Genomic DNA, 10,979 nt, shown 5'->3' on the forward strand with positions numbered 1-10,979 from the left:
TGAAGACACGCCAGACCCGCCGGGCCGGCTCCGTCCCGGCCGATGCCACGGCTTCGCGACCCCGCTTTCGAGTCATCGCACTGAGCTGCAAGCTCTTGCGCCACCCGGCCGGGGGAGGTATTCCTTGGCGCGAGTGCGTGCGCCTATTCGTCGCACGATGTCCCGCTCGAACGCAAAATCACAGGGGGAAGTCATATGCGTTATCTCGTACGTTCCACCCTCGCGGCGGTCGTGGCCCTCGCTCTGGTCACGTCCAACGCCCAAGCCCAGATGGGCGCCGAGCTCGGTGTCCGCGGCGGTGTTTCGGTCGCCAGCGCGTCCTGGGACGCCGATGCGACCTTCGACAAGAGCAACCGCACCGGGTTCGCCGGTGGCGTGTTCCTCAACTACGACATGGGGATCCTCGGTCTCCAGATCGCCGGCCAGTACGCCCAGAAGGGCGTGAAGGCCTCCTCGTCGACCGATCCGGACTTCACCGGAGAGGGAGAGATCAAGCTCGACTACCTCGAGTTCCCTGCCGTGATCAAGGCGGGAATCCCGCTCGGGATCTTCAAGCCGAGCGTCCTCGCGGGCGCCGCGATGGCATTCAACACATCCTGCGACAGCAACGGCTTCGACTGCAAGGACGAGGTGAAGAGCACTGATTTCTACGGGATCGCCGGTGCGGACGTGGCGATCTATCTCGGGTCCATCTCTCTGTGGGTCGACGGCCGTTACAACTTCGGCTTCAGCGACATCAACGATGGCGCGTTCCTGAACGACCTGAAGAACAAGGGCTGGACCTTCCAGGGCGGCGTGGGCTTCGCGCTCGGGAACTAAGAGCTCCAGGAAGTACGGCCGGGATCACCGGCCGAGCGGTTCGAGAGAGGCGCTCCGTGAGGGGCGCCTCTCTTTCGTTATCGATCAGGTCTTCCGGCCGTTCCCGGCTCCCACCTCAGCATCCTCTTTCACCCGCGCCCGGGACGCCGCCAGCACCTCGTCGTAACTCGCCTCCAGGGCGGCGTTCACTCCCCGGCAGCCGGCGACGACTCTCTCCCCCCAATCCAGGTATTCGAGACGCCGCTCGACGGACCACCCCTCGGGCGGATCGAACCCCACGTCCCATGCGTTGCTCGTCTTGTCGGCGATCTTGATGAGCTTCGCGTCCGGATCCAGGCCGGGAGCGTGAAGCTCCTGCATGCGCTTCCGTTCCCGCTGGGGGAGGCTCTTGTCATCGGTCAGCGCATCCACGAGATCCCGGACCCGCGGGCCGAAGCGCTCACCGACCTCGTCGAGCGTCGCGTCCGTATCCTCGACCACGTCGTGCAGCAGCGCCCCGGCGAGGACGTTCGGGTCGTCGACGCCGGCCCGGACGAGACGTACGGCCACGTCGATCGGATGGTGGATGTAGGGGCTCGAGTTCTGCCCCTTTCGCGTGTGTCCGTCGTGCTTCGCCGCGGCGAACGCGAGGGCCTCCAGCACGAGGCGAAGCGGCGTTTCCTGCATCTCCTGCATGTCACCTCAACAAGTCGATGATGAACGTTGAGCGGACTTCGAGCCGTTGTGACATGATGACGCACAAACGGTTGCCAAAAAAGTGGGTTGTCAATTTCGGGAAGATATCTTCCTCAACCCGCAGTGCCCGGTTTGCCACCCCCTCTCCCTCCCCCTCTCAGCGTCCAGACCGAACCGGAACTGATGAGCCGCCCGATTGCCTCCCCTCCGAGGGTTCGGCTATGCTGGATCGGCCTTCACCGTCCGGTTTTCGGTCCGGCACCCGATCAACAGGAGCGGCGCATGGAGCGCAGACTGAGGCCGGTGGCGGCCTTCACCTTCGGATACCTCGCGGTCGCGCTCGTCGCCGGTCTGCGATCCGGGAACAGCGAGTTCCTCTTCTATATCGCCGTGATGTGCGTACTGATCGGCGTGGTGTGGGCCGTGAACCGGTCGATCGAGGTCAGCACGGGCGCCCTGTGGGCGCTCAGCCTGTGGGGGCTGGCACACATGGCGGGCGGGCTCCTCACGGTACCCGCGGGGTGGCCGGTGAATGCCGAGAGTCGCGTGCTCTACACGCTCTGGCTGATACCGGAACGGCTGAAGTACGACCACATCGTCCACGCCTACGGCTTCGGTGTCACCACGTGGGTGTGCTGGCAGGGGTTGAGCAGCGCCATGACCCACAGGTCAGGGCACGCCCCCATGCCGACGTTCGGGCTCCTCACGCTCGCCGCGGCTGCGGGACTCGGGTTCGGCGCCCTCAACGAGGTCGTCGAATTCGTGGCCACGCTCACCATGCCCGAGACGAACGTGGGTGGCTACGTGAACACCGGATGGGACCTCGTCGCCAATACGGTGGGAGCGGCGACCGCCGTGCTGCTCATCCGCGTGTTCGCGAGACGGTAGACGGTCCCGAAGGCACGCTCTCCGGCACGACTGTCCCCGGGCCTCAGCCCGTGAGTTCCGCCATCTCCGGCTGCTCGCTCCGGCGGGCTCGCCGCCCCGCGAACGCCTGCACTCGATCCAGCCCGTGGTGCGCGCTCAGGTACAGGGTCGGGATCAGCACGAGCGTGATCAGGGTCGAGGCCAGCAGGCCGCCGATCACCACTCGGGCGAGCGCCGCCTGCAGGTTCGCGCCCACCCCGAGGCCGAGGGCTAGAGGCGTAAGGCCGAGCACGGTCGTCAGCGTGGTCATGAGGATCGGACGGAGCCTCAGCCGTGCCGATTCGATCGCCGCCTCCCGGATCGGGAGCCCGTAGTCGCGGCGCTTGATGTTCAGGTAGTCCACGAGCACGATCGCGTTGTTCACCACGATCCCGATCAGCATGACGAAGCCCATGATGCTCTGCACGTTGAGCGTGGTGCCCGTGAGCATCAGGGTCGGCACGACGCCGACCAGGGCGAGCGGGACGCTGAACATGACGATCAGCGGATCGAGGAAGCGCTCGAACTGCGCCGCCATGACCATATAGACGAGCGCCAGCGCCATGAGAATCGCGATGATGAAGTCCCGCCGGGCTTCCTGTTGCTCCTCGTAGGCGCCGCCGAACACGAGGGAGAAGCCGTCCGGCAGCACCAGGTCGGCCAGCTGCTCCCGCACCCGGTTCACCGCGTCGCCGAGGGCCACCCCGTCCTCGAGATTGCCGCTGATGTAGGTCACCCGCTGGCCGTCCACGCGACGGATCTCGGTCGGGCCGCGGCCGCTCTCGCGCTGCACGAGCGAGGAGATGGGGATCATCTCCCCGGCCGGCGTGCGTACCGCGATGCCGTCCAGGTCCTGCAGGGTGAGCCGGTCCTCGGGCCGGAGGCGCACCATCACCGGGTACTGCTCTCCGCCCTCCCGGTAGTAGCCCGCCCGGCTGCCGCCGACGTTCGTCTGGATGGCCCGGCCGACGTCCTGCACCGAGAGGCCGAGGTCGTAGATCCGGTCGCGATTGAACACGAGCGTCTCCTCTGGCCGACCCTCCCGGCGTCCGACCCGGGCCTCCGCAACGCCCTCGGCGCGCTCCATGCGGCGCGCGATCTCGTCCGCGAGCGCCTTCGACTGATCGAGGTCGTAGCCGCGGAGCTGGAGCTCGACGTCCTCGTCCCCGCCACCGGCGCTGAACAGCCGGCGAAGGATCCAGAGGCCGGACTGCGCCTGCACCCGGACCTCGCCGCCCGGGATGAGTCCCGCGGTGGCGGCACGGATCTCGTCGGCCAGCGCCGACGGGTCCACCGTCCGCTCGTTCGCCGGCTTCAGCCGGATCTCGATCGAGGCCCGGTCGCCCCAGGTCTCCGTGGCCACCGTCTCGACGTCTCCGGCCGGCAGCATCGGCCGGATCATCGCCTCCAGCTCCTCGAGATAGGTCCGGGACACGGCGAGGTTGATGCCGCGCCCCATCTCCAGGTTCACATCGATCTCGTCGCTGTCCAGCTGCGGGGTCAGCTCCACCGGCACGAACGGAAATGCGAAGGCCGCGGCGACCACCAGGGCGGCGGCCGTCCCGAGCACCTTGCCCTTGTGCCCAAACGCCCAGTCGAGACGCCGCGCATACCAGTTCTCGAACCGCTCGAACCACGCCTGGAAGCGGGACTTCTTTGCGTCGGCGGCGCTCTCCGGCTTCACGGTCAGCATCACGCTGGCCAGCATCGGCACCAGGGTGAGCGCCACCAGCAGCGAACATGCCAGGGCAAATACGACGACCAGGGCCAGCGTCTGGAAGAGCTGCCCGCTCGTCGTGCGCATGAACACGACCGGCAGGAAGATCACGCAGGTGGTGAGCGTCGCCGCCACGATGGCGCCCGCCACCTCACGCGCCCCGATGCGGGCCGCATCGGGCAGGGACCGGTTCCCTTCCTGACGTTGTCGCACGATGCTCTCGAGGACCACGATGGCGTTGTCCACGATGAGCCCGATCCCGAGCGCCAGACCGCCGAACGTCATCTGGTTCAGCGTCAGGCCCGCGAAGTAGAGGAGCCCGAAGGTGGCGATCACCGAGATCGGGATCGACATCGCGATGATGAAGGTGCTCGATCCGTTCCTCAGGAACAGGTAGAGGACGAGGACGGCCAGCAGGCCTCCCCACAGCGCCGCGCTCTGCACCGCGTTCATCGATTGCCGGATGAACTCGCTCTGGTCGCTGGTGACCATGAGCTCGATGTCCGAGCGGTCGGCGTTGATCCGGTCCACCTCGTCGCGGATCGCGTCCGCCACGGCGACCGTGTTCGCCCCGGACTGCTTCTGGATCCCGAGCCGGATCACCGGCACCCCGTCCAGCTCGGTCAGGTTGCGGACGTCCTCGTACCCGTCCAGCACTTCGGCCACGTCGCGGACCCGTATCGGCCGGCCGCCCCGGTTCGCCACCACGGCCGCCGAGATTTCATCCACCGAGGAGAACTCCCCGAGGCTGCGTACGTACCGGTCCGTCAGGCCTTCCTTCAGATTGCCGCCCGGCAGCTGCACGTTCTCTCGGGCCAGCGCCTGCTGGACGTCGCTCGCGGTCAGGCCGGCCGCCTTGAGACGGTCGCGGCGGAGCCGCACCTGGATCTCGCGGTAGATGCCGCCTCGCACCTCGATCGCTCCGACCCCGGGGATCTGCTCGAATTGCGTCGAGATCTCCCGCTCGAGGATGCGGGTCAGCTGCTCCAAATCCCGGGTCGACGTGGCCGCGATGGTGACGATCTCCCGGGCGTTCGGGTCGAACTTCCAGATCCCCGGAGGCGTCGCTTCGATCGGCAGGTTGTCCCGCAGCCGGTCGAGGGCGGCCCGGATGTCGTTCGCCGCCTCGTCGATGTTCGTCCCCCGGGCGAATTCGAGGCTGACGATGCTCCGCCCCTCCTCGGACCGGGAGGTCATCCGCTCCAGGTTCGGGAGACCGGACAGGGCATTCTCCAGCGGATCGGTGATGATCGACTCCATCTCCTCGGGGCCGACGTTCGGGTATCCGACCCAGACCGCGAGGCGAGCGAACTCGATCTTCGGCAGCAGATCCACGGGCAGATAGCGCAGCCCCACGGCCCCCACCGTGACGACGATGAGGAAGGCCATGGCCGTGGCCACCGGCCGGCGGATCGACAGGTTCGGAAGGGAGCCCATCGCGTCAGCTCCCCACCCGGGCGGCGCGCCTCGGCGTGGCCGTGGATCCGGCGGGGGCGACCCCGATCGAGTCCAGCTGGCGCCGCACGATGCGCTGCTGCTTCTCCATGAACTGCCTCAGGTAATCCTCCCGCTGCAGACCCTGCAGGGAGAGCAGACGCTGCCAGCTCACGGGCCGGACCCGGGCCCGTGCGCCGGCCTCACCGACCTGGCCCGCCAGCAGGTGCTGACCGACCACCACGATCCAGGCGCCCGGCTCGATGCCGGTCACGCCCACGATGTGCCGGCCGCTCGCCAGCACCTCGACGCGTCGGAACTCCGCCAGCGTGGGCGGCGTCATCGGGGCCATCTCGTCGGAGTCTTCCGGAGGCTCGGTGATCGACACCTCGAGTCCCACGGCGGGCATTACGTATATGCCGGTCAGACCGGTGGTTGGATCCTCGTACAGGGCGCTCTTCGGGACGAGGGTGGCCTGCTGACTCTCTCCGTACAGCACGTCCACCGTCACGAACATGCCCGGGAGCAGCGTGCCGTCCGGATTGTCCACGTCGATCTGGACCTCGGCGCTGAACGAGCCCGGCTCGATGAAAGGCGAGATGCGGGACACCGACGCGGTGATCACGGTGTCGGGGAGACTCTCCGAGCGGATCTCGGCGGTCTGGCCGACCTTGATCCGGCTCAGCATTTCCTGGGTGATCGGGACGTCCACCTCCATGCGGTCCAGCTGTCCGATGGTGAAGAGCGCCGTGTTGGTGTTGACGTACTGCCCCACCTCGGCGCTTCGTCGCCCCACCGTGCCGGCGATGGGGGCCCGGACGACCGTCTGACGCACCGACTCGCGGCTGGCCGACAGCGAGGCCTCGGCCGCCTGCACCTGGGCGTCGGCCGCCGCCAGCTCGGCGCGAGCCTCCGCCAGGTCGGTGCGGAGCGTCTCGAACTCCTCCTGGCTGATGAAGTTCTCCTCCACCAGCGACTCCGATCGGTCGAACCGTCGCTGAAGATCATCCACCGTGGCCTGGACGCGATCCCTCTGGGCCCGGGCGCTGGCCAGTGACGCCTCGGCGCCCTGCTGCTGGCTGCGCGTGACCTCTCCGCGGATCCGTACCAGCGGGTCCCCCGCGGCGACCCGGTCTCCGTTCTGGGCCAATACTTCGACGATCGGCCCGCTCGTTTCCGGGTAGATGGCCACCTGCCCGAGAGCCCGCACCGTACCGGTCAGCCGCTCACGGAGCGGGAGAGCCCCATAGCGCGCCTCCACCGCTTCGACGGAGGGGACCGTGTCACTGTCGGGGGGACGACCCTCGGAGGCGCCACAGGCGGCGACGGTGACGACCGCCGCAGCCGACAGCACGGCCCGGAACGGGTACAACAGCGCTCTAGTGGGGTGCATCTATCCTCGACTCCAGCGTCGGACCCACGGCCGGGCCACGTTTGTTTAACTTATGTCCAGTATTTTAACGGAACAGCGATCGCCTGTCCACCCGGAGGTGACCGGAAGCAGCGGACCCGCTCGTCCACCGCGATTCTATAACAGACGAGGGCCGCGAATCATTGCATCGCGGAGTTGGTGACCGCGAGAGGGAGATGGAAGACAGCGAATCGGGAAGGAGCCCCGGCGGCGGGGCCCACTCAGGGGGGGTCGGCCAGTACGGAGGGCGCCCGAACGCGATCCGCATTCGGGCGCCCCTCGAGGCCTTATGGTCTCACTTGCGCGCTGAGAGTGATCGGAATGACGTCCGGATAGTCCTCGATCGACAGCGTGGCGTTGATCCACGTGCCGTCCGGGGGACAAGCGGGGTCGTCCAGCGTACAATCTGAAGCCTTTCGCCAAACCGTGATGGCGCCGTCTTCGGCCGTGTTCACCATCACCGTCTCGGTACCCGGACCGTCCGGCTCGATTCCGACGCCACCGTACCAGTTCGTCACGGTCCACGTGAGGGTCGCGCCCCGCACGGTCCGCCCATCGGCATCGAGCACCACACCCTTGAATGGCTGGCGGGCCCAGTGCCCTCGAGCCACGAACGACGTATCCCCGACGACAAATTCGGGAGTCGTATAATCGTGATCCGTGTCCACGGCGCCCTGCACGATCACGATCGTGTCCGGCACACCAGTTACGTCGGCAAAGAAGCGCACCGTGTCGGGCGATGCATCGGACGGCTCGATCCAGGCGATGATCTCGTCCAACCCCCCGGGAACGTCTCCGGCGCGGACCCGGTTCTCCGCCAGGCCCTGGTCATCCGTCACCGTCGGTGTGCTGCGGACGGAGCCGCCATTGGAGCTGACGACCGCCCACCGGACGTTCACCCCTGACACCGTCACCCCCTCCTCATCCGTGACCTCCACGACCAGCGGGTCGAGAAGCGTATCCTGGGTGATCCCCTTCTGACCGTCACCCGATACGATGCGGATGTTCCGCCCGCCGCCGGCCGCAACCCCGGTCTGCGAGATGAAGATCACCGGCTCGGTGCTCGACTCGATGCGAGCCTCCACCGTCTGCGTGACACCTGCCTGATCGGGAAGAATCGCGATCACGGAAGCGATTCCGGTCGAATCCGTCAGGACGCTGCTGGCGCTGAGTGCGCCACCATCGCCAGCCGCGATGCCGAACCGGACGTCGACATCCGCCACGACTCCTCCCACCTCGTCGACCACGCGGACGACGTACGGATCGGCCAGTGGCTGACCCGGCGTTCCCGTCTGGTTGTCACCGCTGATCTTCTGAATCTGGTAGAAGCGCGCCGGATCCATGGGTGTGTCGGAGTCGCCGCAGGCTCCGACCACGACGACGAGCAGGAGGAACAGGGCTACCCGTTTCATATGAGACGCTCCTCTTCTGTACTGGAACGGCAAGGCTCAGCCCAAGCCGAAGGAACGGTCGATCGACGGGCTCGACCGGGGAGATGAACAACGACTCCGCCGATTGCGAGTCCGAAGCAAATTCACCTATGAAGCAGGGCCGACGGCGGGGCTGCGTCAGTCCGTAGCAGCGTAAGGGAGCAATGAGCGTTCCATCTCCACCCGGACGGGGTGGGGGAAGACGAATGTACCGGAAAGTCGAGACTTTCGCGACCGAGGCTTTAACAGGAGCGCGTTGCGAAAGCCCCGGTTCTGTGGAGTGGGTCCAACAGTTTGAGGCGGCCAGCGCCGGAGCCGTGCACTAGCCCTACCCTTCCTCCTCGTCCTCCGGAGACCACGAGTCTCCCCACTCCTCGGCCAGGCGGCGCCCCCGCTCCTCCATCTCCTCGAGGAGCTTCCGCGCCGCCCGCTCGTGCGGGTCTTCCACCGGCAGCAGGCGCTGCGTGGCCCGGACCTCGTAGTCGAAGAGCAGGCGGCGGAGATCGCCGAGCCGGCGGAGGATGAAAGGCAGAGCCTCGGCAAGCCGACCCTCCTTCTCGAGGCGCTGGACGAGCTCGGCGAACAGCACGAGCTCGAGGCGCACGCGCTCCTCGGAGGGAGGTCCCTCGCGCCGCTCTTCCTCGCGATTGCCGGGTTCGTCCATTGTCGCCGCCCCGCGCCGTCGTGATCGCTGGAGAGACCCCCGAATCGGAGCCCTCGACCTTCAGGAAGATATCTTCCCCATGCCGTACCCCGCGATTCGGGGACAGGGTTCCGCCGCCGGGTTCCGCCCCTTTCTTGACGGCTCAGGGTCCGCACACGGAATTTGGGGAGCGATCGTACGTCCGCGCCGGCTCCGCGCGGGCGTCACCCGTATCTCACCGCTGGAGTAGGCCGCATGAGACTGATGGTCAACGGCGTCGCGCAAGAAGTGGACGCCCCGTCCGACATGCCCTTGCTGTGGGTCCTCCGTGACCTGCTGGGGATGACCGGAACGAAGTACGGTTGCGGGATGGCCCTGTGCGGCGCCTGCACCGTCCACATCGACGGCGAGGCCAGGAGGTCGTGCACCACCTCGGTTGGATCGGCCGAGGGCAAGCAGATCACCACCATCGAGGGCCTCTCGGACGACGCGACCCATCCGGTTCAGGTCGCCTGGACCGAGATGGACGTCGTGCAGTGCGGCTACTGCCAGTCGGGCCAGATCATGGCCGCGGCCGCGCTCCTGGCGGAGAACCCTTCGCCGGATGACGCGGCGATCGATGAGGCCATGAACGGCCTCATCTGTCGTTGCGGTACCTACGACGCGATCCGGGCCGGCGTGAAGCGGGCGGCCGAGCTGAGCCGGGGAGGTGACCGATGAAGATCCGACCGATGCCGAGCACGGACTCCGGTCGGGCGGATGACGCCGGCCGGACGGTGGACGCGGACCGCACCGGTCCCTCCCGCCGCGACTTCCTGAAGACCGGAGCGGCCGCCACGGGCGGCCTGGTGATCGCCTTCCACGTTCCCGGAGCCCGTCGCCTGGCCGCGGCGGTAGCCGGAGCCGCGGGGCCGTTCGCGCCGAATGCGTACTTGCGGATCGGCACCGACGATTCCGTCACCGTGGTGCTGGCGCACTCGGAGATGGGCCAGGGCGTGTGGACGATGCTTCCGATGCTGATCGCCGAGGAGCTCGACTGCGACTGGCGCTCGATCCGGTGTGAGAACGCTCCCGCGAATCCCGCGTACGCGAACCCGCTGTTCGGGATCCAGGCGACCGGCGGATCCACCAGCACCCCGTCCGAGTTCGATCGCTACCGCCAGGCCGGAGCCACGGCCCGCGTGATGCTCGTGCAGGCGGCGGCGCGCCGGTTCGGGGTGAGCCCGGGCGAGTGCACCGTCTCGAACGGCGTGGTCCGGGGTGGAGGCAGCGAAGCGACCTTCGGCGAGCTGGCCGAGGCCGCGGCAGGGCTCGAGCCGCCGGCAGCGGATGCCGTGCCGCTCAAGGACCCCGGCGACTGGAGCGTGATCGGCACGCCGAGGAAGCGGCTCGACACGCCGGAGAAGATCTCGGGCCGGGCGGAGTTCGGAATCGACGTCCAGATCGAGGGCCTCCTCACGGCCGTCGTCGCGCACCCGCCGACCTTCGGCGGAACCGTGGGGTCGTTCGACGCGAGCGAGGCGCTCGCCGTGCCCGGCGTCCGGAAAGTCGTCGAGGTGCCGAGCGGTATAGCGGTGGTGGCCGACCACTTCTGGGCGGCCACCCGGGGCCAGCGAGCCCTGAAGGTGGAATGGAACGAGGGACCGGCGGCGGACGTCGACACCGACGCGCTGCGCGCCGAATTCGTGGAGCTCTCGGCCACGCCGGGGGTGACGGTCGAGGAGGCGGGCGACGTTGCGTCGGCGCTGGATGGCGCCGCGCAGACCGTGGGCGGCGAGTTCTTCGTCCCCTATCTGGCCCACGCGACCATGGAGCCGCTGAACTGCACGGTGAAGATCGATTCGGACGGCTGCGAGATCTGGACCGGCACGCAGTTTCAGACGTTCGACCAGGGAGTGGCAGCAGCGATCCTCGGCCTCTCTCCGGAGCAGGTGAAGATCCACA

Annotated in this window: 9 protein-coding genes; 4 read left to right on the plus strand and 5 right to left on the minus strand. The window is 67.8% G+C overall.

Features of this window, described 5'->3' with window-relative positions:
• Positions 1-195 precede the first annotated feature (195 nt).
• Positions 196-819 (plus strand): porin family protein, encoded by a 624-nt coding sequence (locus AC36XV_RS02165; protein WP_492202028.1) that lies wholly within the window; start codon positions 196-198, stop codon positions 817-819.
• A gap of 84 nt (positions 820-903) precedes the next feature.
• Here AC36XV_RS02165 and AC36XV_RS02170 read toward each other — a convergent pair whose 3' ends face one another.
• Entirely contained in the window at positions 904-1,494 is a 591-nt protein-coding gene (locus AC36XV_RS02170) for an HD domain-containing protein (RefSeq protein ID WP_492202029.1), read from the minus strand.
• 282 nt (positions 1,495-1,776) lie between these two features.
• Here AC36XV_RS02170 and AC36XV_RS02175 point away from each other — a divergent pair, with 282 nt between their 5' ends.
• Positions 1,777-2,382: a DUF2238 domain-containing protein gene (locus tag AC36XV_RS02175; protein ID WP_492202030.1), complete on the plus strand. Its 606-nt coding sequence runs from the start codon at positions 1,777-1,779 to the stop codon at positions 2,380-2,382.
• A 43-nt stretch (positions 2,383-2,425) separates the two neighbouring features.
• On the opposite strand, the gene AC36XV_RS02180 is transcribed toward AC36XV_RS02175, so the two are convergent.
• From AC36XV_RS02180 to AC36XV_RS02195, 4 genes are all read right to left on the minus strand, one after another.
• The gene (locus tag AC36XV_RS02180) at positions 2,426-5,554 is read right to left on the minus strand and encodes an efflux RND transporter permease subunit (protein WP_492202031.1); all 3,129 of its coding nucleotides are present in this window, start codon (positions 5,552-5,554) and stop codon (positions 2,426-2,428) included.
• Positions 5,555-5,558: 4 nt separating this feature from the next.
• On the minus strand, positions 5,559-6,944 hold the full coding sequence (locus tag AC36XV_RS02185) for an efflux RND transporter periplasmic adaptor subunit (protein ID WP_492202032.1): 1,386 nt from the start codon (positions 6,942-6,944) through the stop codon (positions 5,559-5,561).
• Positions 6,945-7,249: 305 nt separating this feature from the next.
• The gene (locus AC36XV_RS02190; RefSeq protein ID WP_492202033.1) at positions 7,250-8,374 is read right to left on the minus strand and encodes a hypothetical protein; all 1,125 of its coding nucleotides are present in this window, start codon (positions 8,372-8,374) and stop codon (positions 7,250-7,252) included.
• Between the two features lie 346 nt (positions 8,375-8,720).
• On the minus strand, positions 8,721-9,056 hold the full coding sequence (locus AC36XV_RS02195) for a hypothetical protein (RefSeq protein ID WP_492202034.1): 336 nt from the start codon (positions 9,054-9,056) through the stop codon (positions 8,721-8,723).
• Between the two features lie 234 nt (positions 9,057-9,290).
• Between AC36XV_RS02195 and AC36XV_RS02200 the strand changes: the two genes are divergently transcribed.
• Together AC36XV_RS02200 and AC36XV_RS02205 are read left to right on the plus strand one after the other, a co-directional pair.
• Complete coding sequence (locus tag AC36XV_RS02200) at positions 9,291-9,755, plus strand: (2Fe-2S)-binding protein (protein ID WP_492202035.1); 465 nt, start codon at positions 9,291-9,293, stop codon at positions 9,753-9,755.
• A partial coding sequence (locus AC36XV_RS02205; protein WP_492202036.1) for a molybdopterin cofactor-binding domain-containing protein occupies positions 9,752-10,979 on the plus strand: 1,228 nt, incomplete at its 3' end. The genes AC36XV_RS02200 and AC36XV_RS02205, both read left to right, overlap by 4 nt.

The sequence above is a fragment of the Candidatus Benthicola sp. genome (assembly GCF_058719085.1).